Source organism: Streptomyces capillispiralis (genome assembly GCF_007829875.1).
In the GTDB taxonomy this organism is placed as follows: domain Bacteria; phylum Actinomycetota; class Actinomycetes; order Streptomycetales; family Streptomycetaceae; genus Streptomyces; species Streptomyces capillispiralis.
Genome location: NZ_VIWV01000001.1, coordinates 6,146,293 through 6,172,647, shown reverse-complemented (window position 1 = coordinate 6,172,647; position 26,355 = coordinate 6,146,293). Strand labels below are relative to the sequence as shown.

The 26,355-nt window shown below is 72.1% G+C and carries 22 protein-coding genes; 11 read left to right on the top strand and 11 right to left on the bottom strand.

Annotated features, from left to right (window positions below):
* Window positions 1-8: 8 nt before the first annotated feature.
* The 3 genes from FHX78_RS26885 to FHX78_RS26875 are packed head-to-tail and all read left to right on the top strand — an operon-like array spanning window position 9 to window position 2,782.
* A complete protein-coding gene (locus FHX78_RS26885) occupies window positions 9-932 on the top strand; it encodes an ABC transporter ATP-binding protein (RefSeq protein ID WP_145869978.1) in 924 nt (307 codons plus the stop codon).
* Complete coding sequence (locus FHX78_RS26880; RefSeq protein ID WP_145869977.1) at window positions 929-1,699, top strand: ABC transporter permease; 771 nt, start codon at window positions 929-931, stop codon at window positions 1,697-1,699. The genes FHX78_RS26885 and FHX78_RS26880 overlap by 4 nt, the downstream gene beginning before the upstream one ends.
* 54 nt (window positions 1,700-1,753) lie before the next feature.
* Complete coding sequence (locus tag FHX78_RS26875) at window positions 1,754-2,782, top strand: COX15/CtaA family protein (RefSeq protein WP_229924073.1); 1,029 nt, start codon at window positions 1,754-1,756, stop codon at window positions 2,780-2,782.
* Here FHX78_RS26875 and FHX78_RS26870 read toward each other — a convergent pair.
* The 4 genes from FHX78_RS26870 to FHX78_RS26855 all read right to left on the bottom strand — a co-directional run bounded on the left by FHX78_RS26870 (window position 2,740) and on the right by FHX78_RS26855 (window position 6,099).
* Window positions 2,740-3,474 carry a nucleotidyltransferase domain-containing protein gene (locus FHX78_RS26870; RefSeq protein ID WP_145869975.1) on the bottom strand — a complete coding sequence of 245 codons (735 nt, stop codon included), beginning with the start codon at window positions 3,472-3,474 and terminating at the stop codon, window positions 2,740-2,742. The genes FHX78_RS26875 and FHX78_RS26870 overlap by 43 nt on opposite strands.
* Window positions 3,475-3,492: 18 nt before the next feature.
* Window positions 3,493-4,599: an amidohydrolase family protein gene (locus FHX78_RS26865; protein ID WP_145869974.1), complete on the bottom strand. Its 1,107-nt coding sequence runs from the start codon at window positions 4,597-4,599 to the stop codon at window positions 3,493-3,495.
* A gap of 133 nt (window positions 4,600-4,732) precedes the next feature.
* On the bottom strand, window positions 4,733-5,053 hold the full coding sequence (locus FHX78_RS26860; protein ID WP_167531864.1) for a hypothetical protein: 321 nt from the start codon (window positions 5,051-5,053) through the stop codon (window positions 4,733-4,735).
* A 92-nt stretch (window positions 5,054-5,145) separates the two neighbouring features.
* A complete protein-coding gene (locus tag FHX78_RS26855) occupies window positions 5,146-6,099 on the bottom strand; it encodes a heme o synthase (protein ID WP_145869973.1) in 954 nt (317 codons plus the stop codon).
* Window positions 6,100-6,440: 341 nt separating this feature from the next.
* On the opposite strand from FHX78_RS26855, the gene tkt reads away from it, so the two are divergent.
* From tkt to pgl, 5 genes are read left to right on the top strand one after another with little or no spacing between them, the layout of a single operon-like run.
* Window positions 6,441-8,528: a transketolase gene (gene tkt / locus FHX78_RS26850; RefSeq protein ID WP_145869972.1), complete on the top strand. Its 2,088-nt coding sequence runs from the start codon at window positions 6,441-6,443 to the stop codon at window positions 8,526-8,528.
* 34 nt (window positions 8,529-8,562) lie between these two features.
* Entirely contained in the window at window positions 8,563-9,681 is a 1,119-nt protein-coding gene (gene tal, locus FHX78_RS26845; protein WP_145869971.1) for a transaldolase, read from the top strand.
* Between the two features lie 4 nt (window positions 9,682-9,685).
* Window positions 9,686-11,209, top strand: a complete 1,524-nt coding sequence (zwf, locus tag FHX78_RS26840) for a glucose-6-phosphate dehydrogenase (RefSeq protein WP_145869970.1) — start codon at window positions 9,686-9,688, stop codon at window positions 11,207-11,209.
* Window positions 11,206-12,270 (top strand): glucose-6-phosphate dehydrogenase assembly protein OpcA, encoded by a 1,065-nt coding sequence (gene opcA / locus FHX78_RS26835; protein WP_145869969.1) that lies wholly within the window; start codon window positions 11,206-11,208, stop codon window positions 12,268-12,270. Before zwf ends, opcA begins: the two co-directional genes overlap by 4 nt.
* Window positions 12,267-13,052 (top strand): 6-phosphogluconolactonase, encoded by a 786-nt coding sequence (gene pgl, locus FHX78_RS26830; RefSeq protein WP_145869968.1) that lies wholly within the window; start codon window positions 12,267-12,269, stop codon window positions 13,050-13,052. The genes opcA and pgl overlap by 4 nt, the downstream gene beginning before the upstream one ends.
* Before the next feature lie 81 nt (window positions 13,053-13,133).
* Here pgl and FHX78_RS26825 read toward each other — a convergent pair whose 3' ends face one another.
* The 5 genes from FHX78_RS26825 to FHX78_RS26805 form a co-directional block, all read right to left on the bottom strand.
* On the bottom strand, window positions 13,134-13,973 hold the full coding sequence (locus FHX78_RS26825; RefSeq protein ID WP_145869967.1) for a carbohydrate ABC transporter permease: 840 nt from the start codon (window positions 13,971-13,973) through the stop codon (window positions 13,134-13,136).
* Window positions 13,970-15,331, bottom strand: coding sequence for an ABC transporter permease (locus FHX78_RS26820; RefSeq protein WP_145869966.1), 1,362 nt, complete (start codon window positions 15,329-15,331; stop codon window positions 13,970-13,972). The genes FHX78_RS26825 and FHX78_RS26820 overlap by 4 nt, the downstream gene beginning before the upstream one ends.
* Before the next feature lie 5 nt (window positions 15,332-15,336).
* On the bottom strand, window positions 15,337-16,665 hold the full coding sequence (locus FHX78_RS26815; protein WP_145869965.1) for an ABC transporter substrate-binding protein: 1,329 nt from the start codon (window positions 16,663-16,665) through the stop codon (window positions 15,337-15,339).
* 41 nt (window positions 16,666-16,706) lie between these two features.
* Window positions 16,707-18,329, bottom strand: a complete 1,623-nt coding sequence (locus FHX78_RS26810; protein ID WP_145869964.1) for a glycoside hydrolase family 13 protein — start codon at window positions 18,327-18,329, stop codon at window positions 16,707-16,709.
* Between the two features lie 181 nt (window positions 18,330-18,510).
* Complete coding sequence (locus FHX78_RS26805; protein WP_145869963.1) at window positions 18,511-19,782, bottom strand: ABC transporter substrate-binding protein; 1,272 nt, start codon at window positions 19,780-19,782, stop codon at window positions 18,511-18,513.
* A 127-nt stretch (window positions 19,783-19,909) separates the two neighbouring features.
* Between FHX78_RS26805 and FHX78_RS26800 the strand changes: the two genes are divergently transcribed.
* Genes FHX78_RS26800 through FHX78_RS26790 form a run of 3 tightly spaced genes read left to right on the top strand, consistent with a single transcriptional unit; the run spans window position 19,910 to window position 23,508 of the window.
* Window positions 19,910-20,425 carry a PadR family transcriptional regulator gene (locus tag FHX78_RS26800; protein ID WP_145869962.1) on the top strand — a complete coding sequence of 172 codons (516 nt, stop codon included), beginning with the start codon at window positions 19,910-19,912 and terminating at the stop codon, window positions 20,423-20,425.
* Window positions 20,422-21,174, top strand: a complete 753-nt coding sequence (locus FHX78_RS26795) for an ABC transporter ATP-binding protein (protein WP_145869961.1) — start codon at window positions 20,422-20,424, stop codon at window positions 21,172-21,174. The genes FHX78_RS26800 and FHX78_RS26795 overlap by 4 nt, the downstream gene beginning before the upstream one ends.
* Before the next feature lie 51 nt (window positions 21,175-21,225).
* Window positions 21,226-23,508 carry an ABC transporter permease gene (locus tag FHX78_RS26790; RefSeq protein ID WP_145869960.1) on the top strand — a complete coding sequence of 761 codons (2,283 nt, stop codon included), beginning with the start codon at window positions 21,226-21,228 and terminating at the stop codon, window positions 23,506-23,508.
* Window positions 23,509-23,538: 30 nt separating this feature from the next.
* Here FHX78_RS26790 and FHX78_RS26785 read toward each other — a convergent pair whose 3' ends face one another.
* Both FHX78_RS26785 and pgi read right to left on the bottom strand, forming a co-directional pair.
* Complete coding sequence (locus tag FHX78_RS26785; protein ID WP_145869959.1) at window positions 23,539-24,513, bottom strand: hypothetical protein; 975 nt, start codon at window positions 24,511-24,513, stop codon at window positions 23,539-23,541.
* A gap of 90 nt (window positions 24,514-24,603) precedes the next feature.
* On the bottom strand, window positions 24,604-26,256 hold the full coding sequence (pgi, locus tag FHX78_RS26780) for a glucose-6-phosphate isomerase (RefSeq protein WP_145869958.1): 1,653 nt from the start codon (window positions 26,254-26,256) through the stop codon (window positions 24,604-24,606).
* Between the last annotated feature and the right edge of the window lie 99 nt (window positions 26,257-26,355).

Here is a 26,355-nt window from a genome sequence, read left to right as displayed (position 1 = left end):
CGTGACCCATGCGAAGCGAGCCCGTGGTCCAGGTCCAGGCCCTGGTGAAGCGGTACGGAAAGAAGACCGCGGTGGACGGCCTCGACCTGGTGGCCCGGCAGGGCGTGACCGCCGTGCTCGGCCCCAACGGGGCGGGCAAGACGACCACGGTCGAGACCTGCGAGGGGTACCGGCGGCCGGACTCCGGCACCGTGCGCGTCCTGGGCCTCGACCCGGTGCGCCAGTCCGCGGCGCTGCGGCCCCGCGTCGGGGTGATGCTCCAGTCCGGCGGCGTCTACTCGGGCGCCCGCGCGGACGAGATGCTGCGGCACGTGGCGAAGCTGCACGCGCACCCGCTGGACGTGGACGCGCTGATCGAGCGGCTCGGACTCGGCTCCTGCGGCCGCACCGCCTACCGGCGGCTCTCCGGCGGCCAGCAGCAGCGGCTCGCGCTGGCGATGGCCGTGGTCGGACGTCCCGAGCTGGTGTTCCTGGACGAGCCGACCGCCGGCCTCGACCCGCAGGCCCGCCGCGCCACCTGGGACCTGGTGCGGGACCTGCGCGCCGACGGCGTCTCCGTCATCCTCACCACCCACTACATGGACGAGGCCGAGCAACTGGCCGACGACGTGGCGATCATCGACGCCGGCCGGGTCATCGCCCAGGGCTCCCCCGAGGAGCTGTGCCGGGGCGGCGCCGAGAACACGCTCCGCTTCTCGGGGCGGCCGGGTCTGGACGTGGCCGCCCTGCTCAAGGCCCTGCCCGCCGACTCCTCGGCCACCGAGGTGGCCCCGGGCTCGTACCGGGTCACCGGCAAGGTCGACCCCCAGCTGCTCGCCACCGTCACCTCCTGGTGCGCGCAGCACGGGGTGATGCCGGACCGGATCTCGGTCGAGCGGCACACCCTCGAAGACGTCTTCCTGGAGCTCACCGGCAAGGAGCTGCGCGCGTGACGGCCACCGGCACCCACTCCCCCCGGCCGGGGGCCGCTCCCCTGGCCCGCATGATCGGCGCGCAGGCGGCGCTCGAGACGAAGATGCTGCTGCGCAACGGCGAGCAGCTGCTGCTGACCGTGGTCATCCCCACGCTGCTGCTGGTGCTCTTCAGCACCGTGGACGTCGTGGACACCGGCGACGGCGAGGCGGTCGACTTCCTCGCCCCCGGCGTCCTCGCGCTCGCGGTGATGTCGACGGCGTTCACCGGGCAGGCCATCGCGACCGGCTTCGAGCGCCGCTACGGCGTGCTGAAGCGGCTGGCCGCCTCACCGCTGCCGCGCTGGGGACTGATGACCGCGAAGACGCTGTCGGTGCTGGTCACCGAGGTCCTCCAGGTCGCCCTCGTCACGGTGATCGCGCTCGCGCTCGGCTGGTCCCCGCGGGGCAACCCCTTCGCGGTGTTCCTGCTGCTGCTCCTCGGCACCGCCGCCTTCTCCGGGCTCGGTCTGCTGATGGCGGGCACCCTGAAGGCCGAGGCGACGCTCGCCGCCGCCAACCTGGTGTTCCTGCTGCTGCTCGTGGGCGGCGGGGTGGTGGTCCCGCTGGAGGAGTTCCCGGACGCGGCCCGTGACGTGCTCGGCCTGCTGCCGATCTCCGCGCTGTCGGAGGGGCTGCGGGACGTCCTGAAGGACGGGGCCGGGATGCCGTGGGGCTGCCTCGGGATCCTCGCCGTCTGGGCGGTCGCCGGGCTCGCGGCGGCCGGAAAGTTCTTCCGCTGGGAGTAGGGCGTCATGGCCGGGACGGACCCTCGTGAAAGCGTGCACAAGCGGACGCCTACGATGGGACGCGTGCCAAACGTGACCCGCTCGGACGCCGCAGCCGCCGTGCGCAACCCGCTCGCCTTCATCGCCGCACGCTGGACGCCGGATCCCCGGACCGTCCGGCGGGCCGCCCTCGCCGCCCTCGTCATGGCGGTGGTCATCGTGGTCACCGGAGGTGCCGTGCGGCTGACCGGCTCCGGCCTCGGCTGCCCGACCTGGCCCAAGTGCACCGACGACTCACTGACCACGACCAGAGAGATGGGCCTGCACGGCATCATCGAGTTCGGCAACCGCCTGCTGACCTACGTGCTGTGCGCCGCCGTCGGCTGGGCGATCATCGCGGCGCGTTCGCAGAAGCCGTACCGGCGCGGGCTGACCCGGCTGGGCTGGACGCAGTTCTGGATCGTGATGGGCAACGCCGTCCTGGGCGGCATCGTGGTCCTCGTCGGCCTCAACCCGTACACGGTCGCCGCGCACTTCCTGCTCTCCTCCGCGCTGATCGCGGTCGCCGCGGTGATGTGGCAGCGCACCCGGGAGGGCGACGCCGAGCCCCGGCCGCTGGTCGGCAAGGCCGTGCAGCAGCTGGTGTGGTGCATGGTGGCCGTCTCCGTGCTGCTGATCGCGGCCGGCACGGTGGTCACCGGCGCGGGCCCGCACGCGGGTGACTCCAGCGAGGTCCCGCGGATGCCGCTGGACTGGGAGACGGTCAGCAAGCTGCACGCCGTCCTCGCCTGGATCGTGGTGACGCTGACGTTCGCCCTGTGGTTCGTGCTGAAGGCGGTCGACGCCCCCGGCGGGCCGCTGGCCCGCACCCGTGAGCTGTTCCTGATCCTGCTCGCCCAGGGCGCCATCGGTTACGTCCAGTACTTCACCGACCTGCCCGAGGTCCTGGTGGGCCTGCACATGTTCGGCTCGTGCGTGATGTGGATCTGGGTCCTGCGGGTCCTGCTGTCGCTGCGCGAACGCGCCGGGACGACGGCTCCCGAGGCGGCCGTACCGGCCGCTCAGGAGCCCGCCACGAGCGCGTCGATGGCCGGCCCCAGGTAGTCACGGGTCAGCCGGGCCCGCCGCTCGGTCCACTCCGCGGCAGGCGGCGCGGGATCGCCGTAGCGCCGCCTGCCGATGTCCGCGACGACCTCGGCGGGGGCGCCCAGCCCGGGCAGGACGTCCAGGGCCTCCCGCTTGGTGATCAGGCGGCCCTCGCGCAGGGTGACGGTGGCGCGGGCGAAGGTCAGCAGGCCCAGGTCCACCCACACGTCCTGGGTCCAGTGGGCGGCCCGGTCCACCGCGCGCCGCCAGAAGTCGCGCTGGTCGCGCACCACGAACGCGGCCAGTTCACCGTCCGGCACCGGGGGCAGTACGTCCGCGGGCGGCGCCCCGCGCAGGACCCGGCCGAAGCGGTGCAGCTCGGCCCGGGTGACCGGGGTGACCGGGCGCCGGAACAGCTTCTCGTGCGCCCAGGTGAGGTGGCGCCGTTCGGCGTCCGCCGCGGTGGACGGCGTCAGATAGGTGCAGTGCAGCCGGTCGGCGAGCGGTCCGGCCCGCAGCCGGTTGTGCAGCAGGGCGATCCGCCACACCGTCCGGGCGCCGATCGGGTGGTCCAGGACCGCGATCAGGTCCAGGTCGCTGCGGCCCTCCTGGTAGTCGCCGCCGGCCAGTGAGCCGTGCGCCCACACGGCGACGGGCGACAGTGGTGCCAGGCCGGTGAGGAAGCGGTCGAGCAGCGCGTCGGTCGGCATCCGCCCAGTCTTCCTCCCTCACGCCAGTCCGTACACCCTGCCCGCGTTCCCCGACGCGATCATGCCGGCCACCCGCTGGGCGTCCTCGAGCGACCACGCCCCCTCGGCCACCCAGGTGCCGAGCACCCGGCCGAGGGCCTCGCGGAACAGTCCGGCGCCGACCACGTGCAGCTCGGGCAGGCCCCGGGCGCCGCTGGAGAAGAGGATCTTGCCGAAGGGGGCGAGTTCCAGGATCTCCGCGAGGACGGTCGCCGCGCGGGCGCCGGTGCGCACCAGGGCGGCGCCCGAGTCGGCGTAGACGTGCGGGAAGACGCCGGCCAGATGGGCCGCGTGGCGGTGGTACGGGTAGCCGTGCAGCAGCACGAGGTCGGTGCCGAGTCCGGCGGTGGCCCGGACGAAGTCGGTCAGCAGCACCGGGTCGGTGCGGTCGATGCGGGCGCCCGGCGCGCCCAGCCCCGCGTGGAGCTGGAGGGGCCGGCCCGAGGCGACCGCGATCCACAGCAGATGCCGCAGCAGCACCGGGTCGCTCAGCTCGTCCCCGGCCCGGCGTGCGGCCAGCCAGCGCCCGGCCGCGCCGCGCACCTCCCCCGGCCCGGGCGGCTCGGGGGCGAGCGCCAGCCCGTGCCGCAGGCCGGCCACGGAGGTGAAGGCGACGGCGTGCGCGGCGGCCGCGTGCACGGACTCGGCGAGGTTGGCGAGGAGGGACTCGACGGTGCCGGAGGTGTCGGCGACCTGTTCGGCCAGCTGTTCCAGGCGGACGATCTCATGGGCCTCGGCGTTCCCGGCCCTGCCCAGCTCGCCGGGGCCGGTGAGGTCGCCGGGCAGCCCGGTGTCGACCAGGTAGGCGGTGATGCCGCTGCCCCGCAGCAGCCGGCGCCCCGCCTCGATCACGCCCAGCTCACGGCGCCGGGCGAGGTACCGGGCGGGCGGGCAGTGCGGCTCCAGGCCGAGCAGGGGCGGGCACCAGCGGCGTACGGCGAAACCGGTCTGGGTGTCGAAGAGGGTGGTGCCGGGCGCGGGCGGGCCCTCGGTGCGGGCCAGCTGGGCCTCGAAGGTGCCGAGGCCCAGCTCGGTGCGGAGCACTCCGTGGCAGTACTGGTCCACGAGTGAGGGCGTGTCGATCATCCGGAGCTCCCCGGGGCGGGACCGTGTGCTGACGCTTCACGGGTCCTAACGGGTGAACCGGGGGTGAGGTGGCGCGGGAGCGTCCGCGGAGTGCGGCCGGTTTCCGTGGGCGCAGGGCCCACGGGGGCGTCGCTCAGCCGCCCACCTGGATGCCGGCCATCCGCTTCCACTCGTACGGGCCCGTCCGCACCTTCGCCGCGAACTCGCCGTCGAAGTCCTCGTGGACGGTGATGCCGGCCTTCTCGACGGCCGTGCGGGCGATCTCGTAGGAGGGCGCCACCAGGTCGCCCCAGCCGCCGTCCGCGCCGACGAGCACGATCCGGGCGCCGCGCTGTCCGAGGTACGCGACCTGTCCCTCGGCGCCGCCGTGCGCCTTGGCGAAGCCGCTGATCTGCTTGGCGAGCCGGGCCGCCTTCTGTCCGGCCTTCGGGTCCACCTGCTGCGTGTCTGCCATGACCAGGATGCTACCGACGGGTAGACGGAACGGCGACGGGCGGGGTCCGTGGCCTTGGCCACGCGCCCCGCCCGGGTCCGGTACGCAAGGGCCTACCGCAGGAAGGGGTCCACGGCGACGGCCACGAAGAGCAGCGACACATAGGTGATGGACCAGTGGAACAGGCGCATCTCCTTGAGCCTGCCGCCCGTCACCTCGGCCTTCGCGCGGTTCAGCAGCGCGTGCGCCTCCCACAGCCACCAGCCGCCGGCGGCCAGCGCGACCGCGGTGTAGAACCAGCCCGTGTAGCCCAGCGGGGTCAGCAGCAGGGACACCGCGACCATGACCCAGCTGTAGAGCACGATCTGCTTGGCGACCGCCTTGTTGCCGGCGATCACCGGCAGCATCGGCACGCCGACGCGCGCGTAGTCGTCCTTCACCTTCATCGACAGCGGCCAGTAGTGGGGCGGCGTCCAGAAGAAGATGACGAGGAAGAGGATGACCGGCGCCCACGCCATCGAGTTGGTGACCGCGGTCCAGCCGATCAGCACCGGCATGCAGCCGGCGATGCCGCCCCACACGATGTTCTGCGAGGTGCGCCGCTTCAGGATCATCGTGTAGACGACCACGTAGAAGAGGAGCGCGCCGAGGGAGAGCCAGGCGGACAGCCAGTTGACGGTGAGGCCGAACAGCAGCGTCGAGACGACCGCCAGGGTGATGCCGAAGACCAGGGCCTCGCGCGGGCTGACCATGCCGGTCACCAGCGGGCGCTGCGAGGTGCGGTCCATCAGGGCGTCGATGTCGCGGTCGATGTACATGTTGAGCGCGTTGGCGCCGCCCGCGGACAGGTAGCCGCCGACGCACGTCAGCAGCACCAGTGTCAGGTCGGGCACGCCCTGCTGCGCCAGGAACATCACCGGCACGGTGGTGATGAGCAGCAGCTCGATGATCCTCGGCTTGGTGAGAGCCACGAACGCCATCGCACGGGCCCCGAACGGCCGACGGGCAGGGCTCTGACTGGTCCCCACAATTCCCGCAGGACGGGATTCAACGGCCGTCACGCACACCCCTACAGAGACATCCCAGCAAGCCGCACCCTGGTGAAGCGGGGGTAAAGGCTCGCGCGTACCACGCCACTGTAGACGTTGCCCAGACCCGGACATTCGCGGGGGTCGGCTCGTGTTGGGCGGCGCCCTCCGAGGTGCGCCCACCGGCTCGATTGAGCACCCGGATGAGCGGCCCCGTATTCATCTGCCGAACGGGAAAACGGACCGGTCAGGAGGCGATTACACGGCAGTTCCCACAGTCTGGAATGACTCGAAAGAAGGCACGTCCCACGGGGGTAGGCTCGACCTCGCCGGTGGGCATTCACCGGCATCCGACATGTGGAGAGGAGCCCTGACTCAGGGTGAGCACCAAGCCGACCACCACAGACCTCGAGTGGACCGAGTTGGACCAGCGGGCCGTGGACACCGCCCGCGTCCTGGCCGCCGATGCCGTACAGAAGGTCGGTAACGGCCATCCGGGTACGGCGATGAGCCTGGCGCCTGCCGCCTACACCCTCTTCCAGAAGGTGATGCGGCACGACCCCGCGGACCCGGACTGGGTCGGGCGCGACCGTTTCGTGCTGTCCGCCGGCCACTCGTCCCTGACCCTCTACACCCAGCTGTACCTGGCCGGCTTCGGCCTGGAGCTGGACGACCTGAAGGCCTTCCGCACCTGGGGCTCGAAGACCCCGGGCCACCCGGAGTACGGGCACACCACGGGCGTGGAGACGACGACCGGCCCGCTGGGCCAGGGCGTGGCCAACGCGGTGGGCATGGCGATGGCCGCCCGGTACGAGCGGGGCCTGTTCGACCCGGAGGCCGCCGAGGGCGAGTCCCCGTTCGACCACTACGTCTACTGCATCGCCGGTGACGGCTGCCTCCAGGAGGGCATCTCCGCGGAGGCGTCCTCGACGGCCGGGCACCAGAAGCTGGGCAACCTGGTGCTGCTGTGGGACGACAACCACATCTCCATCGAGGGCGACACCGAGACGGCCGTCTCGGAGGACACCTGCAAGCGGTACGAGGCGTACGGCTGGCACGTGCAGCGCGTCGCCCCGAAGCCCGACGGCGACCTGGACCCGAACGCGATCTACGACGCGATCCAGGAGGCGAAGAAGGTCACGGACAAGCCGTCCTTCATCGCCATGCGCTCGATCATCGCCTGGCCGGCGCCGAACGCGCAGAACACCGAGGCCGCGCACGGCTCGGCGCTGGGCGACGACGAGGTCGCGGCCACCAAGCGGGTCCTGGGCTTCGACCCCGAGCAGACGTTCGAGGTGGCCGACGAGGTCATCGGCCACACCCGCAAGGCACTGGAGCGGGGCCAGGCGGCCCGCGCGGTGTGGGAGAAGTCCTTCCAGCAGTGGCGGGACAACAACCCCGAGCGCGCCGCCGCGTTCGACCGCATCGCCGCCGGTGAGCTGCCCGAGGGCTGGCAGGACGCCATCCCGGTGTTCGAGCCGGGCAAGGGCGTGGCCACGCGTGCCGCGTCCGGCAAGGTCCTCCAGGCGCTCGGCGCGGTGGTCCCGGAGCTGTGGGGCGGCTCGGCCGACCTGGCGGGCTCCAACAACACCACCATCGACAAGACGTCGTCGTTCCTCCCCGCGGGCAACCCGCTGCCGGAGGCCGACCCGTACGGCCGCACCATCCACTTCGGCATCCGCGAGCACGCGATGGCCGCGGAGATGAACGGCATCGCCCTGCACGGCAACACGCGCGTCTACGGCGGCACCTTCCTGGTGTTCTCCGACTACATGCGCAACGCGGTGCGGCTGTCCGCCCTGATGCACCTGCCGGTGACGTACGTGTGGACGCACGACTCCATCGGCCTCGGCGAGGACGGCCCGACGCACCAGCCGGTCGAGCACCTGGCCTCGCTGCGCGCCATCCCGGGGCTGAACGTCGTCCGCCCGGCGGACGCCAACGAGACCGCGATCGCCTGGCGGGAGATCCTCTCGCGCTGGACGAAGGAGTTCGGCAAGGGCGCCCCGCACGGTCTGGCGCTGACCCGCCAGGGCGTGCCGACCTACGAGCCCAACGAGGACGCCGCGCGCGGCGGCTACGTGCTGTTCGACGCCGACGGCGGTGAGCCGCAGGTCGTCCTGATCGCGACCGGTTCCGAGGTGCACGTCGCCGTCGAGGCCCGCGAGCGGCTCCAGGCCGACGGTGTGCCGACCCGCGTGGTGTCGATGCCGTCGGTGGAGTGGTTCGAGGAGCAGGACCAGGGGTACCGGGACAGCGTCCTGCCGCCGTCCGTGAAGGCGCGCGTCGCCGTCGAGGCGGGCATCGGCCTGACCTGGCACAAGTACGTGGGGGACGCCGGACGCATCGTGTCCCTGGAGCACTTCGGTGCCTCCGCCGACGGCAAGGTCCTGTTCGAGGAGTTCGGTTTCACCGCCGAGAACGTGGCCGCCGCCGCCCGGGAATCGATCGCCGCGGCCCAGCGCTGACGCTCACACACGACACGTAGGAGATGGAATTTCCATGACAGACGCACTGAAGCGCCTCTCCGAGGAGGGCGTCGCGATCTGGCTGGACGACCTGTCGCGCAAGCGCATCACGTCCGGCAACCTCGCCGAGCTGATCGACCAGCAGCACGTCGTGGGCGTCACCACCAACCCGACGATCTTCCAGAAGGCGATCTCCGAGGGCGACGGCTACGACCAGCAGCTGACCGACCTCGCCGCCCGCAAGGTCACCGTCGAAGAGGCCATCCGCATGATCACCACGGCGGACGTCCGCGACGCCGCCGACATCCTGCGCCCGGTCTTCGACGCCACCGGCGGCCAGGACGGCCGGGTCTCCATCGAGGTCGACCCGCGGCTGGCCCACAACACCCGTGCGACGGTCGCCGAGGCCCGGCAGCTGGCCTGGCTGGTGGACCGGCCCAACACCCTGATCAAGATCCCGGCCACCAAGGCGGGCCTGCCGGCGATCACCGAGACGATCGGCAACGGCATCAGCGTCAACGTCACGCTGATCTTCTCGCTGGAGCGCTACCGCGACGTCATGGACGCCTACCTGGCGGGCCTGGAGAAGGCGAAGGCCAAGGGCCTGGACCTGTCGAAGATCCACTCCGTGGCGTCCTTCTTCGTGTCCCGCGTGGACTCCGAGATCGACAAGCGGATCGACGCCCTCGGCACCGACGAGGCCAAGGCGCTGCGCGGCAAGGCCGCCATCGCCAACGCCCGTCTCGCCTACCAGGCGTACGAGGAGGTCTTCTCCACCGACCGCTGGAACGCGCTGGAGCGCGAGGGCGCCAACAAGCAGCGTCCGCTGTGGGCGTCGACCGGTGTGAAGGACAAGGCGTACAAGTCCACGATGTACGTCGACGAGCTGGTGGCGCCGAACACGGTGAACACCATGCCGGAGGCGACGCTGGCGGCCACCGAGGAGCAGGGCGAGATCCGCGGCAACGCCGTCGCCGGCACCTACGAGCAGGCGCGCGCCGACCTCGACGCGGTCGAGGCGCTCGGCATCGCCTACGACGACGTGGTGCAGCTCCTCGAGGACGAGGGCGTCGACAAGTTCGAGGCGTCCTGGAACGACCTGTTGAAGTCGACCGAGGCGGAGCTCCAGCGCCTCGCCCCCTCGGAGGGCTGAGACCTTGTCGAGCAGCAACCCGCTGCGTGACCCGGCGGACCGACGGCTCCCGCGCATCGCGGGGCCGTCGGGCCTGGTCATCTTCGGTGTGACGGGCGACCTGTCCCGCAAGAAGCTGATGCCGGCCGTGTACGACCTCGCCAACCGGGGCCTGCTGCCGCCGGGCTTCTCGCTGGTCGGGTTCGCCCGCCGCGAGTGGCAGCACGAGGACTTCGCCCAGGAGGTGCACGACGCGGTCAAGGAGCACGCCCGCACCCCCTTCCGCGAGGAGGTCTGGCAGCAGCTCATCCAGGGCATGCGCTTCGTGCAGGGCACCTTCGACGACGACGAGTCCTTCGAGCGGCTGCGCGGCACGATCGAGGAGCTGGACAAGGCCCAGGGCACGGGCGGCAACTTCGCCTTCTACCTGTCGGTGCCGCCGCGCTCCTTCCCCGTGGTCATCCAGCAGCTGAAGAAGCACGGGCTGGCCGACCAGACGAGCGGCTCCTGGCGGCGCGCGGTCATCGAGAAGCCCTTCGGCCACGACCTGAAGTCGGCCGAGGAGCTGAACGCGATCGTCCACGAGGTGTTCGCCCCGGACCAGGTCTTCCGGATCGACCACTACCTGGGCAAGGAGACGGTCCAGAACATCCTGGCGCTGCGCTTCGCCAACACGATGTTCGAGCCGATATGGAACCGGTCCTTCGTCGACCACGTGCAGATCACGATGGCCGAGGACATCGGCATCGGCGGCCGCGCGGGCTACTACGACGGCATCGGCGCGGCCCGTGACGTCATCCAGAACCACCTCCTGCAGCTGCTGGCGCTCACCGCGATGGAGGAGCCCGCCTCCTTCGACGCGGACGCGCTGGCCGCGGAGAAGACCAAGGTGCTCGGCGCCGTGCGGCTGCCGAAGGACCTGGGCCGCGACACCGTACGCGGTCAGTACGCGGCCGGCTGGCAGGGCGGCGCGAAGGCGGTCGGCTACCTGGAGGAAGAGGGCATCGACCCGTCCTCGAAGACCGACACCTACGCGGCGGTCAAGCTGGGCATCGACAACCGCCGCTGGGCGGGCGTCCCCTTCTACCTGCGCACCGGCAAGCGGCTCGGCCGCCGGGTCACCGAGATCGCGGTGGTCTTCCAGCGGGCGCCGCACTCCCCCTTCGACACCACGGCCACCGAGGAGCTGGGCTCCAACGCGATCGTGATCCGGGTGCAGCCGGACGAGGGCGTCACGGTGCGGTTCGGCTCCAAGGTGCCGGGCACGTCGATGGAGATCCGGGACGTGTCGATGGACTTCGCCTACGGCGAGTCGTTCACCGAGTCCAGCCCGGAGGCGTACGAGCGGCTGATCCTCGACGTCTTGCTCGGCGACTCCAACCTCTTCCCGCGCACGGAGGAGGTCGAGCTGTCCTGGAAGATCCTCGACCCGATCGAGGAGTACTGGGACGAGAACGGCAAGCCCGCCCAGTACCCCGCCGGTACCTGGGGGCCCGTCGAGGCGGACGAAATGCTCGAGCGAGACGGACGGAGCTGGCGCCGGCCATGAAGACAGACCTCACGGACACCACGGCCAGCAAGATCAACAAAGCGCTGGTGCAGGCCCGCCGGGCCATCGGCACACCCGCCGTCGGCATGGTGCTCACGCTGGTCATCGTCACGGACGAGGAGAACGCCTACGACGCGCTGAAGGCGGCCGGTGACGCCTCGCGCGAGCACCCCTCGCGCACGCTGGTGGTCGTCAAGCGTGTCTCCCGCTCGCCCCGTGACCGTACGCAGTCCCGCCTCGACGCCGAGGTGCGGGTGGGCGCGGACGCGGGCACCGGCGAGACGGTGGTGCTGCGGCTGTACGGCGAGGTCGTCGACCACGCCCAGTCGGTGGTGCTGCCGCTGCTGCTGCCGGACGCCCCGGTGGTGGTGTGGTGGCCGGTCAACGCTCCACTGGACCCGGCGAAGGACCCGCTGGGCGCGCTGGCCCAGCGCCGGGTGACCGACACCTACGCCTGCGAGCGCCCGGTCGAGGAGCTCGCGGCCCGCGCCGACGCCTACACCCCGGGCGACACGGACCTGTCGTGGACCCGCATCACGCCCTGGCGTTCGATGCTGGCCGCGGCGCTGGACCAGGTCGACTGCGAGGTGCGGGGCGTCGAGGTGGAGGGCGAGGAGTCCAACCCGAGCTGCGAGCTGCTGGCGATGTGGCTCGCGGACCGGCTGGACGTCCCCGTCCGGCGCTCGCAGTCCGGCGGCCCCGGGCTCACGGCGGTGCGCATGGACACCGACTGCGGTCCGATCGTGCTGGACCGTGCCGACGGTTCGCTGGCGACGCTGTCCATCCAGGGTCAGCCCAAGCGTGCGGTGGCGCTCAAGCGCCGGGACACGGCGGAGCTGATCGCGGAGGAACTGCGGCGCCTGGACCCGGACGACACCTACGCCTCGGCGCTGCGCTACGGCGTGCAACGGCTGGAGGGTGCGCGGGAGCCGTCCGGTGAGCCGCCGGCCAAAGGAGGACCGGCACGCGAGGCGGTCCCCGCGCCCGTCGAGTCGGCTGCGAAAGCTCCCGCGGCCCGGGCGGCGGCGCCGGCACCGGTGAAGAAGGCGGCGGCGAAGTGAGTACGGCACCGCAGCTGGTCGTGCACCGGGACAAGGAGCTGATGGCGCGGGCCGCGGCGGCCCGGCTGATCACCAGGATCGTGGACGCGCAGGCCTCGCGGGGTTCGGCGTCCGTGGTCCTGACCGGCGGCCGCAACGGCAACGGCCTGCTGGCCGCGCTGTCGGCGGCCCCGGCGCGGGACGCGGTCGACTGGGGCCGGCTCGACCTGTGGTGGGGCGACGAGCGGTTCCTGCCGGAGGGCGATCCGGAGCGCAATGTCACCCAGGCCCGTAAGGCGCTGCTCGACGCGGTGCCGCTGGACCCGAAGCGGGTGCACGCGATGCCCGCGTCGGACGGGCCGTACGGCTCCGACGTCGACGCGGCGGCCGCGGCGTACGCGGACGAGCTGGCCGCGGCGGCGGGCCCGGAGAACCACGGCCCGGTGCCGACCTTCGACGTCCTGATGCTGGGCGTCGGCCCGGACACGCACGTGGCGTCCCTCTTCCCGGAGCTGCCGGCCGTCCGGGAGACGGAGCGCACGGTGGTCGGCGTCCACGGCGCCCCCAAGCCGCCGCCGACCCGGGTGACCCTCACCCTCCCCGCGATCCGCGCGGCCCGTGAGGTGTGGCTGCTGGCGGCCGGTGAGGACAAGGCCGAGGCCGCGGCGATCGCCCTGTCGGGCGCGGGCGAGATCCAGGCACCGGCGGCGGGCGCGTACGGCCGCGCCCGCACCCTGTGGCTCCTGGACGCGGCGGCGGCCTCCCAGCTGCCGAGGTCGCTGTACCCGCCGGCGTCGGCCTGACCGGCCCGTCCGGGCCCGGACGGGCCCGGGAACAGGACGGGGCGGCGGGGGCGAGAGCCCCCACCGCCCCGTCCGGGCCCGCTACTTCACGGACCCCGCCATGACGCCCTGCACGAAGTGCCGCTGGAAGGCGAAGAACACCACCACCGGGACGATCAGGGACAGGAACGCCCCCGGCGCCAGCACATCGATGTTGCTGCCGAACTGCCGGATCTGCGACTGGAGCTGCACGGTCAGCGGCTGCGCGGAGCTGTCCGCGAACAGCAGCGCCACCAGCATGTCGTTCCACACCCACAGGAACTGGAAGATGGCGAGGCTGGCGATGGCCGGCCGCCCCACCGGCAGCACCAGCCGGGTGAAGATCCGCCACTCGCTGCCGCCGTCCATCCGCGCGGCCTCCAGCATCTCCTTCGGCATCTCGGCGAAGTAGTTCCGCAGCAGGAAGATCGCGAACGGCAGCCCGTAGGCGACGTGGAACAGCACCACACCCGGGATCGTGCCGAACAGCCCCAGCTGACCGAAGAGTTTGGCCACCGGGAGCAGCCCGATCTGCACGGGCACCACCAGCAGCGCCACCACCAGCAGGAAGACCGGCTCGCGCCCGGGGAAGTCCAGCCAGGCGAACGCGTATCCGGCGAGCGCGGCCACGACCACGACCAGCACGGTCGTGGGCACCGAGATCAGCACGGTGTTCCAGAACGCCTGGGTGATCCCCGAGTTCTCCAGCAGCGCCGAGTAGTTGTCGAAGGACAGCTGCCCGGGGCCGGTGAACACGGTCCACCAGCCGCCCTCGGCGGTGTCCTCGGCGGACCGCAGCGAGGACAGGAAGAGGCCGGCCAGCGGCGTCATCCAGACCAGGCCGATCACGACCAGGAAGGCCTGCACCACCGCGTTGCCCAGGCCGCGCCGGATCGCCTTCATCGCTGACTCCTTCGAAAACGCCGGACGTTGAACACCATGGCCGGAATCACCAGGAGCAGGAGCAGCACACCGAGGGCACTGCCGAGGCCCTGGTTGTTGCCGCCGCCGAACGACACCAGCCACATCTGCGTCGCGAGCACCGTCGCGTCCTCCTGCACGGGGCCCGGCGCGATGATGTAAACGAGGTCGAAGACCTTCATGACGTTGATCACCAGGGTCACGAAGACGACGGTGAGAACGGGCGCGAGCAGCGGCACCGTGATGCGGCGGAAGATCTGCCACTCGTTGGCACCGTCCATGCGTGCCGCTTCCAGCGCGTCGCGGGGCAGGGTGGCGAGGCCCGCGCCGATCAGCACCATCGCGAAACCGGTCCAGATCCATAGGTACGCTCCGATGATCGCCGGCGTGACGAGCGCCGGGCCGAGCCAGGAGATGCCGTCGTAGGGTGCCGCGAAGTTGGCGGAGGGCAGCTTCAACGCGTAGGAGCCGCTGTCCAGTCCGGTGAAGCGGAAGGAGCCGTCGGCCGCGGTGGTGGTGCTCGCGACCGTCCTGCCGTCGCGGACCGCCTCGACCTCCATGCCGGGCAGGCCGCTCTCGCTCGGGTCGACCACGCCCGGCCGGCCGCCTCCGCCGGGGGTGAAGTCGAGGTACACGACGCCGCCGATCGCATCGGCGCCGGCCGTGCGGGACGCCGCCGGGTGGGCGGGCGTGGCGTCGCCCGGGAGGTCCTTGGGGGCGACGCCGACCAGGCCGAGCGCCGCCGTGCCGCCGGGCCGGACGTCGCCGGTGAGGTACGAGCCGTCCGGCTGCCCGGTCAGTCCCTCGCCGTCGCGGGCGCGGGCGGTCGGGTAGGAGGAGGTGCCCGTGAACGCGTCGTGGACGGAGACGACGGCCGCGTTGAGGACGCCCTTGTCGGGGTCCTCGTCGTAGGCGAGGCGGAAGATGATGCCGGCCGCGAGGAAGGACACCGCCATCGGCATGAACAGCAGCAGCTTGAAGGCGGTGGCCCAGCGGACCTTCTCGACCAGGACGGCCAGGATCAGGCCGAGCCCGGTCAGCAGCGTCGGCGCCACGACCACCCAGATCGCGGTGTTCCGGATGGCCTTGAGGGTGGCCGGGTCGCGGAACATCTCGGCGTAGTTCTCGCCGCCGACGAACTCGTTGCCGGTGGCGTCGAAGAAGCTGCGGCCGACGGAGAACAGCACCGGGTACACGACCAGGGCGCCCAGCAGGAGCAGCGCGGGGAACACGAACAGCAGGGCGATGATCCGGCCGCGCCGGCGCAGGCGCAGGCCGCGTGAGCCGTCGGGGCGCGGGGCGGCCGGGGGGCTCGCCTCCTTGACCAGTGTGGCGGTCATGGCCGTCAGTTCCCGTACGCCTTGGCCGCGGCGTCCTCGAGCTCGGCCGCGGTCTTCGCCGGGTCGGACGGGTCGCGCAGGAAGTCCTGGAGGATCTTCCACTCGCCGGTGCCCTTGGTGCCGCCGAACGCCGCGGGGGCCTGGTCGGACATGTCGAAGCGGACCGAGTCGCCGGCGCCGATCAGGGACTCGGCGGTCGCGCGGGTGACGTCGTCGCCGTAGGAGGAGAGGTCGAGCTTCTTGTTCGGGGAGAGGAAGCCGCCCGCCTCGGCCCACACGGCGGCGGCCTCCGGGGTGGCCAGGTACTCCAGGAGCGCCATGCCGGCCTCGCTGTTCTTGCCGTCCTTCAGGACGACGGCCGCGTCGCCGCCGCTGACCACGGGCGCCTCGCCGCCGCCGACCGGCGGGAAGGGGAAGAAGTTGGCGTCGGTGCCGATGGTCCGGCCGAACTGGTCCTTGGCGACACCGGCGACGAAGTCGCCCTCGTAGACCATGGCGGCCTCGGCCTTCGGGCCGAAGACCTTCTCCACCGAGCCGGGGAAGTCGGTGTTGAGGGCCTCCTTCTGGCCGCCCGCGACGAGCTGCTTGTCCTTGAACAGCTTGCCGAGGGTGGTGAGCGCGTCCACGACCGTCGGGTCGGTCCACTTGATCTCGTGGGCGGCGAGGGCGTCGTACTTCTCGGGTCCGGCCTGGGAGAGGTAGACGTTCTCGAACCAGTCGGTCAGCGTCCAGCCGTCCTGTCCGGCGACGGAGAAGGGCGCGAGACCGGAGTCGGAGATGGTCCGCCCGTCCTTCAGCATGGCCTCGTAGGTCTTCGGCGGGGTGACGCCGGCCTGCTCGAACGCCTCGGGGCTGTACCAGACGGTCGACTTGTGGGCGGCCTTGAAGTACAGGCCGTACAGGGTGCCGTCGACGCTGCCGTAGTTCTGCCACACCTTCGCGAAGTTGGTGCCCACGGTCGACCGGACCTTCTCGTCCAGCGGCTTGAGCCAGTCGTTGTCGGCGAACTGCTTGAGCACGCCGACCTGCGGGACCATGACGACGTCGGGGGCGTTGCCGCCCTCGATCTTGCTGCCGACGACGGTGGAGACGTTGTCACCGGTGGAGACGAACTGCGTCTTCGCACCGGTCTTCTCGGTGAAGGCGTCCAGCACCTTCTGGAAGTTCTTCTGCTCACTGCCGGACCACACCCCGGCGACGGTGACGGTCTGGCCGCCGAGGGCCTTGTCGCCGCCGCCGGCCGAGACGGGTTCGCCGCTGCCGCAGGCGGTCGCGCCGAGCGCGAGCACGAGGGCGGTGCATCCGGTGAGCAGGGTGGTACGTCGTCGCATCATCGTCGATGTCCCTTCGGGTGTACGGGAGTTGCGCGGGTGTTTCAGGAGCCGTCGATCCACCAGGCGGCGGTGGAGCCGGGCAGGACGCCGGCCTCGCAGGGGCCGCTGGCGAGCAGCGGGGTGCCGGGGACCGGAGCGGGTACGGGGGCGGTGCCGAAGTTGACGGCGCAGACCAGGTCGTCGCCGCGGACGAAGGCGAGGACGCCGGGCTGGGTGTCCAGCCAGCGCAGCGTGCCCTCGCCCAGCTGGGGCAGCGCGGCCCGCAGTTGCAGGCCGTCGCGGTACAGGTGCCAGAAGGAGCGGGTGTCGGCCAGCGCGCGGTCGGTGGCGTGCTCGGCGAACCACTCGGGCTGCGGCAGCCAGGGCCTGGCCCCTTCGGCGCCGGAGGTGAAGCCGAACGGCGAGGCCTGCCCCGACCAGGGCAGAGGCACCCGGCAGCCGTCGCGTATCCGCTCCCGGCTGCCGGTGCGGCGGAAGATCGGGTCGGTGAGCACGTCGTCGGGCAGGTCGACGACCTCGGGCAGCCCCAGTTCCTCGCCCTGGTAGATGTACGCGGCGCCGGGCAGCGCCAGCATCAGCAGCGCGGCGGCGCGGGCGCGGGCGGCTCCGATGCCGCTGCCGTGGGGGGCGGGCTCGCCGTAGCGGGTGACGGTGCGGACCTGGTCGTGGTTGTTGAGGACCCAGGTGACGGTCGAGCCGGTGCCGGCGATGTCCTGCCGGGCCTCGGAGATGACCTTGCGGAAGGCGTCGGCGTCCCAGGGCGCGCCGAGCAGGTCGAAGAAGAAGGCCTGGTGCAGCTCGTCCGGGCGGACGTAGCGGGCGTGTTCGCGGGCGGTGGGCACGGAGACCTCGCCGACCAGCAGGCGTTCGTGGCCGTCGCGTGCGGTGTACTCCTCGCAGACCGCGCGCCAGTGCCGCCACACCTCGTGCACCTCGGGCTGGTTCCAGGCGAGCGGGTTGACCGAGTCGCGGGTGCGGGCGTCGGCCAGGGGGTCGGGCGAGTCGGGCAGTTCGGGGTGCTTGTAGAGGCCGGCGGCCACGTCGATGCGGAAGCCGTCGACACCCCGGTCGAGCCAGAAGCGCAGGATCCGGTCGAACTCGGCGGCGACGGCCGGCTCGCGCCAGTTCCAGTCGGGCTGTTCGGGCGTGAACATGTGCAGGTACCACTGGCCGGGGCGGCCGTCGGGTTCGGTGACCCGGGTCCAGGCGGGGCCGCCGAACATGGCGTGCCAGTTGTTGGGCGGCTCGGCGCCGTCGGGTCCGCGGCCGTCGGCGAAGTGGAAGCGGGCGCGCTCGGGGCTGCCGGGGGCCGCGGCGAGGGCCGCGCGGAACCAGGGGTGCTCGCTGGAGCAGTGGTTGGGGACGATGTCGAGCAGCACCTTGATGCCGAGCCGCCGGGCGGTGCCGACCAGCCGGTCGAACTCGGCGAGGTCGCCGAAGACCGGGTCGACGTCGCAGTAGTCGGCGACGTCGTAGCCGTGGTCGTGCTGCGGCGAGGGGTAGAAGGGGCTCAGCCAGATGCCGTCCACGCCGAGCTTCTTCAGGTACGGCAGTCCCGCCCTGACCCCCGCGAGATCGCCGATGCCGTCACCGGTGCTGTCCAGGAAGCTGCGGACGTACACCTGATAGATCACCGCGTCACGCCACCAGTGGTGCCTGTTCACCCCATTGACCTGTCTGTGAGGAGCAGTCGTTATGCATGCATGTTAGGTAGGGGTGTCGAGCGGGTGTCAATGAACGTACGCGAAGTAGCTGGCGGTTGGGGGGTTCATACAGCATTGGACCGGGTCATAACGGACCCATTTGAGACGTGCGCGTTACCTAACAAGTAACTAGGGTGGATCGCTAGCGGGAGGAGACGGCGGCGAGTTCGGTCGCCAGCCGGCGCACCGCGGCCTCGGGCGTCTGCCGCCCGCTCATCGCGTCGTGCACCACCGCCTGCACCACCAGGCTCACCTGGTCGTAGTGCGGGCTCTTGGGGCGCGGAGCGGCGGCGAGCACGCTCTCGCGCAGGGTCGGCAGGTACGGGAAGCGCCGGACCAGGGCCGGATCGTCGTACAGCGCGGCCCGTACCGGCGGCAGCGCGCCCCGCGTGAGGACCTGGCGCTGGACCCGCTCGCTGGTGAGGTAGGCGATCAGGCGCGCGGCGGAGTCGGGGTGCCGGGCGTGGCCGCTGACCGCGAGGTTGGAGCCGCCGAGCACGCTCGTGCCCGCGCCGTCCGGGCCCGGCAGCGGCACGGCGCCGACCTTGCCGGCGACCGCGGAGCCCGGGGCGGAGGCGGCGACGTAGGCGTAGGGCCAGTTGCGCAGGAAGAGCAGCCGGCCGTCCTGGAAGGCCTGCTTGGACTCCTCCTCCTTGTACGTCAGCGCCTCCCGCGGGATCCAGCCCTCGCGCACCCCGCGCGCCAGAAAGCCGATGCCCTCCCGGGCCGCCCGCGAGTTCACGGTGACCCGCTCCCCCTCGTCGCCGAGGATGGTGCCGCCCGCCGAGTAGACGGCCTCGGCCGCGTTGACGGTCAGGCCCTCGTAGGGCAGGAACTGGCCCGCGTAGCCGTCGAGTCCGTGCTCCGGGGCGACGGTCCTCGCCGCCCGCTCCAGCTCGGCCCAGGTGCGCGGCGGCGGCACGCCCTCCGCGTCGAGGACGTCCTTGCGGTACAGGAGCAGCCCGGCGTTGGTGACGTACGGGACGGCGTAGAGCCGGCCGTCGTAGGTGGCCGTGTCCACGACCCGGGGCAGGAAGGTGCCGAGCGGGAAGCGGTCGCGGGGCAGCGGGCGGATCCAGCCGGCGGCGGCGAACTCCGAGGTCCAGCTGACGTCGATGTTGAGCACGTCGAACCGGCCGCGCTCGCCGCCGCGCAGGTCGGTGATCATCTGCGCGCGGGTCTCGTCGGCCGAGTCGGGCAGTTCGACGAGGGTCACCTTCTCGCCGGGGTGGGTGCGGTTCCAGCCTTCCAGCACCGAGCCGAGGTAGCCGGTGAGGTCGCCCGCGGTGGCCAGGGTGAGCGGTCCGCGGCCGTCCGCGCCGCCCTCGTCGGCCCGCGCGCCGGAGGCGACGTAACCGGTCAGGACGACGATCAGGACAAGAAGGCCCCTACCCGCGGCATGGATCCACCGCATAGGTTCCTCCCTGTACACCGGCACCCGGGCACCCTTGCCGGGGTCAGCAGCCATGTATACCTGTTAGGTATGGGCGATACTAGGCCCTGCGGCACATTACCCAGGACGCGCGAGGAGGAGAGCACGAGTGCGGCTGCCCCTCCTGGGCCTGCTCGCCCGCGGTCCGGCCCACGGCTACGAGCTCAAGCAGGACCTTGAGCAACTGCTGGGCTCCGCGTACCCTCAGCCGAACGTCGGCCAGATCTACGTCACCCTCGGCCGCCTCGAGAAGACCGGACTGATCGAGGGCGAGGACGTCGAGCAGTCGAGCCGGCCCAACAAGAAGGTCTACCACCTCACCGACGCCGGGCGTGAGGCGCTGCGCGCCTGGTACGAGGAGACGGCGGACGAACCGCGGGTACGGGACGAGTTCTTCATGAAACTGGCCCTGGCCCCGCGGACCGGTCTCGCCGACCAGATCGCCCTGATCAACAAGCAGCGGCGCCAGTACCTGAACACCATGCGGCAGCTGTCGAAGCTCGCCGCCGCCGAGGACCGGGACAACCGCATCTCCCACCTGCTGATCGAGGGCGCGATGCTGCACCTGCAGGCCGACCTCGACTGGCTGGAGCGGTGCCAGGAAGAGCTGGAGGAGCTTCAGTGAGCGAGAGCCCCGCTCCCGTGCTGCGCGCCGAAGGCCTGGTCAAGACGCACCACGGCGAGGGCGCCCCGGCGCACGCCGTGCGCGGGGTCGACCTGCGGGTGACGCGCGGCGAGTTCGTGGCGATCACCGGCCCCTCCGGGGCGGGCAAGTCGACGCTGCTGCACCTGCTCGGCGGACTCCAGCGGCCCGACGCGGGCAGCATCTGGCTGGACGGCGAGCGCACCGACGGCTACGGCGAGGCCCGGTGGGCGGTGGAGCGCCGCAAGCGCATCGGGATCGTCTTCCAGTTCTTCAACCTCGTCTCCGACCTGTCGGTCGCCGACAACGTGGAGCTGCCCGCCCTGCTCGCGGGGGTGTCGCCGAAGAAGGCCCGGGCCGGGCGCGAGGAGCTCCTGGCCGAGCTGGGTCTGGAGGGCAAGGCGCGGAGCATGCCGGGCGAGCTGTCCGGCGGTGAGCAGCAACGGGTCGCGCTGGCCCGGGCGCTGGTCAACCATCCGCCGCTGCTGCTGGCCGACGAGCCCGCCGGCAGCCTGGACAGCAAGGGCACCCGCGAGGTGATGCGCCTGCTGTCCCGCTTCCACCAGCGCGGGCAGACGATCCTGCTGGTCACCCACGACGCCCGGCTGGCGAGCGCCGCGGACCGGGTGATCAGCTTCTTCGACGGCCGGATCGCCGACGACGCCGCACTCGAGGGCGGTCCCGCGCCGCGCCGGAGCGGTATCTCGGGTGTGCTGGAGCTCAAGGACTGACATGCGCTTCCACGACCGCCCCGCGACGACAGGACCGAAGGGCTGAGGCAGGTGCGAGCGACGCTGCGCTGGGCGCACTCCGATCTGCGCACGCACCGCGGCGAGGCGCTGTTCCTGGTCCTCGCCACCGCGGGCATCGTCGCGTCCCTGCTGCTGGCCACGGCCCTGTTCGGGTACGCGACCAATCCCTGGCAGCGGGTCTTCACCCAGGCCCGCGGCGCGCACGTGACGCTGCACACCACCGCCGCCGCGGACGCCGGGAAGCTGGCCGGCCTGGACGGGGTGGAGTCGGTCACTGGCCCCCACCCCACCGCCTCGCTCACCCTGGCCTCACGGGGCGGCCGGGCCTCCGTCGAGCTGCGCGGCACCGCCGCACGGCCCGAACCCGGCCGCCCGCTGATCACCTCCGGGCGCTGGCTGGACCCGGCCACCCCCGACGGCGTGGTCCTGGAAAGCCGTCTCGCCCGCGCCCTGCTGACGGCGCCCGGTGACACCCTCACCGTGCCGGGCACGGCGCGGCGGTTGACCGTGGTGGGCGTCGCCGACACCGCCGAGCCCCGCTACCGGCCGGGTGAGCGCTCCGGCCTGGTGTGGGCCCTGCCCTCGGCCGTGGCGGCCCCGGACGGCCAGGTGATCGGGCTGCGGCTGACCGACCCGGGCGACACCGGGTACGCCGTGCAGCGGGCGGTGACCGAGCTGGGCGCCGGGGCGATCGGCGAGGTCTCCACCTGGCAGCAGGCCCGCGCCGAGGCGCAGGGCGACAACCGGCTGCTCGGCCAGGTGCTGGGCCTGTTCGGGCTCGGCGCGCTGGCCGCCGCCGGGTTCGCCGTGCACGGGGCGATCGCCACCCGGATCCGGGGACATCTGCGGGACATCTCGGTCCTGAAGGCGATCGGTTTCACCCCCGGCCAGGTCGTGCGGGTCTTCCTCATCCAGCACCTGCTCTACGCGCTGCTCGGTGCCGTGGCCGCCGCCGTGCTCACCGAGGCGCTGGGCAGCGGGGTACCGGGGCGGCTCGGGGACGCGGTCGCCGTGTGGCAGGGGCTGCCCGGACACACCGTGGCGCTGTTCGTGGTGCCGGTGGGGGCGGTGCTGTTCATCGGCGCGACCACGGGGCTGGCCGCCTGGCGGGCGGGACGGGTGCCGCCGGTTCCGGTGCCACGGCCCGCCGCACCCCCGGCCGGGGGCCTGAGCGGACTGGCGCGGCGGGCGCTGGGGGCGCGGGTGCCTCCGGCGCTGGTCCTGGGCTGGCACAAGGCGTTCTCGCGCCGGCCGCGTGCGCTGGGCGCGGTGGGCAGGCTGGCGCTCCCGCTGCTGCTGATCGTCGTGGCGCTGAGCGCGTGGACCACCATCGACCGCTTCCACGGCAGCCCCGAGCGGATGGGCCTGCCCACGGCGCTGAGCGTGCGCGCGGACGCCTCACTGGGCGACCGGGAGGCCCGCGCCCTGCTGGAGCGCGACCCGGGGGTCGCCGCCGCCTACCCGGGGGTGGAGGTGGCCGCGCTGGTGCCCGGCCAGACCGCCACCATCGCGCTGCGCGGCCTCGGCACCCAGCGGGAGCCGTACCCGTTCACGCTGGCCGAGGGCCGTGCCGCGCGCGGGACGGACGAGGCGGTGGCCGGTCAGGGGCTGCTGGACCTGCTGCACGTCCGGGTCGGCGACTGGGTGCGGATGACCGTCGGCGACCGGCCGCAGATCCTGCACATCGTCGGCCGCAGCATCGAACCGGAGAACGCCGGCCGGGTCATCTCCACCTCGCTCGACACCCTCCACGCCAACGATCCGGACCTCCGGCCGAGCCTCTACCAGCTGCGGCTGGAGCCCGGTGCCGACCCGGGCGCGGTCGCCGCGCGGCTGGCCGAGGCGGGGCGCGGCCACCTGGACGTGCACACCGTGGCCAACCCGGCCGACGAACTGACCCCGCTGCGCGCGGTCGTCCTCGGGCTGATCGTCGTCCTCGCCCTGATCGGACTGCTCGAACTGCTGACGGCGATCGGCGGCACGGTCCGCGAGGGCGAGCGGGACCTGCTGGCGCTCAAGGCCATCGGTCTGTCCCCGCGGCAGATCACCGCCGTCACGGTCACGGCCACGGCCGGTACGGCCCTCGCGGCCGTGCTGCTGGCCATGGCGCTGGGGCTGCCGCTGGCGCACTGGCTGATCGACGCCCAGGGGAGGTCGAGCGGCGTCGGCGCCGGGATCGCCCAGGGGCCCTCCCCCGCGCTCCTGCTGCTGCTCGGGACGGCCGCCGTGCTGGGCGCCGCCGCCCTCGCCGCCCTGCCGGCCGCGCGAGCGGCCCGCCGACGTCTCGCGGACACCCTGAGCGCGGTGACCTGAGCGAAGGCGCCCGGGTCCCGGCCGGTCCGGTCAGCCGCCGTAGGGGCCGTGCGGGTTCGGCGGGCTGTACGGGGGCTGGGGACTGTACGGGGGCTGCGGGTGCGGGGCGTACGGGGTGCCGCCCGCGCCCGGCGCGTAGGGGTTGCCGCCCGTCGTGGGCGGGTGCGGGTGGCCGTAGGGGTTGCCCTGCGGCGGTACGTGCGGCAGTCCCGTCGGGGGCATGGGGGGCGGCATCGGCGGGAGGTGGCCCGGGATCGGCGGGAGGCTCGCCGGGTGGGTGCCCAGCCTGATGCCGTAGCGCCGCTTCAGCCGGCCCATCTCCGCCAGGGCGATCAGCGTGACCGTGACCGGTGCGCCCAGGATGAAGACGATGCCCATGGTGAGGCCGAGCCCGTGCAGATCACCGGTGACCAGGTCGGGGATGGCCATCAGCCAGCTGGTCACCGTGGCGAGCAGCGCGGGCAGACAGCGGTGCACGGCGGCCGTGCCGAAGAAGTTGCCGGAGACCCGCACGGCCCCGTAGGCCACGAAGATCAGCATCCACATCATCGTCAGGCCCGCGCCCATGATCACGGCGAAGTTGCCCCCGGACGAGTTCGTCGTCTGCACCAGCAGCACCAGGGCCACGACGCAGCCGACGAACAGCAGCAGCAGTTTCAGGGCGTTGACCAGCGGCACCCTCAACTGGCGCGCGGTTCCGGTGCGCCGCCACACGAAGAGCATCGCGCCGACCGTCATCGGGGTGAGGAACAGCAGCACCACCGAGGCGGTGAGCGCGTTCTCCAGCAGTTCCGCGACGGCGAAACCGCCCTCGATGTAGGTGTAGACGCCCAGCGAGGCCACCGCGCCGGCGATGATCCGGAAGCGTTTGAGCCGCTCGATCGTCGGGTCGAGCGAATCGGGGATCCACGCCGGGTGGAACACCGCCTGCGCGAAGTGATGGGGCATCAGCACCGACTTGAGGGTCAGGCCACCACCGGTCCAACTTCCGCGCGTACGTGCCACCTTGTGCTCCCCCGAGCGCTCGCTGTGATGAACGCCGTGGATTCTACGGTAAGCGGACGGCCTCCCGCCGCCCGCTTTCCCGTGGCGTCGTCACCGCCGTCCGCGCAGCTCCCGGTAGGTGGCGACCAGCGCCCTGGTGGACGGGTCGAGGCCGGGGACGTCGGCGCCTTCGGTGAGGGCGGGCTCGACGCGCTTGGCGAGCACCTTGCCGAGTTCGACGCCCCACTGGTCGAAGGAGTCGATGTTCCAGATCGCGCCCTGCACGAACACCTTGTGCTCGTAGAGCGCGATCAGCTGGCCGAGCACCGACGGCGTCAGCTCGCGCGCCAGGATCGTGGTGGTGGGGTGGTCCCCCTTGAACGTCTTGTGCGGGACCAGTTCCTCCGGCACCCCTTCGCCGCGCACCTCGTCCGGGGTCTTGCCGAAGGCGAGCGCCTGGGTCTGCGCGAAGAAGTTGGCCATCAACAGGTCGTGCTGCGCCTTGAGTTCGTCGCTCAGCTCGGCGGCGGGCTCGGCGAAGCCGATGAAGTCGGCCGGGATCAGCTTCGTGCCCTGGTGGATCAGCTGGTAGTAGGCGTGCTGCCCGTTGGTGCCGGGCGTGCCCCACACCACCGGGCCCGTCTGCCACTCCACCTCGCGCCCGTCCCGGCCGACGTACTTGCCGTTGGACTCCATGTCGAGCTGCTGGAGGTAGGCGGTGAACTTCGACAGGTAGTGCGAGTACGGCAGCACCGCGTGCGACTGCGCGTCGAGGAAGTTGTTGTACCAGACGCCCAGCAGGCCCAGCAGCAGCGGCGCGTTGGCCTCGGCGGGCGCGTTGACGAAGTGCTCGTCGACGATGCGGAAGCCGTCCAGCATCTCCCGGAAGCGGTCCGGGCCGATCGCGATCATCAGCGACAGCCCGATCGCCGAGTCGAACGAGTAGCGTCCGCCGACCCAGTCCCAGAACTCGAACATGTTCGCCGTGTCGATGCCGAAGTCCGTGACCTTCTCGGCGTTCGTCGACAGGGCCACGAAGTGCCTGGCCACCGCCTTCTCGTCACCCAGCGCGTCCAGCAGCCAGCTCCGCGCGGAGGTGGCGTTGGTGACCGTCTCGATGGTGGTGAACGTCTTGGACGCGACAATGAACAGCGTCTCAGCCGGGTCCAGGTCACGCACCGCCTCGTGCAGGTCGGCGCCGTCCACGTTCGACACGAAACGGAACGTCAGGTCGCGGGCGGTGTAGGGGCGCAGCACCTCGTACGCCATCGCCGGCCCCAGGTCCGAGCCGCCGATGCCGATGTTGACGACATTGCGGATCCGCCTGCCGGTGTGACCCGTCCACTCCCCGGAACGCACCCGGCCGGCGAAGTCCGCCATCCGGTCCAGGACGGCGTGCACGGCCGGGACCACGTTCTCCCCGTCCACCTCGACCACCGCGTCCCGCGGAGCCCGCAGCGCGGTGTGCAGCACCGCCCGGTCCTCCGTGGTGTTGATCCTCTCGCCACGGAACATGGCGTCCCGCAGACCGGACACGTCGGTGGCCTCGGCCAGCTCGACCAGCAGCCGCAGGGTGTCGTCGGTGACCAGGTGCTTGGAGTAGTCGACGTACAGGTCACCGACCCGGAGGGTGTACGCGGTGCCGCGGCCGGGGTCGGCGGCGAACAGCTCGCGCAGCCGCGCCTCGCCCAGCTCCTCACGGTGCTTGGCCAGTGCGGTCCACTCGGGCGTCTGGTGGAGCCTGGTACGACCGTCTGCGTTCATCTCGGACTTCAGCCTTCTTCCTTGGATGTCCCCGCTGTCCCGGCTGTTCCCAACCTAATTGATCAGCGATGAACGGGAAGAAGACTGAAAGAGACGGAA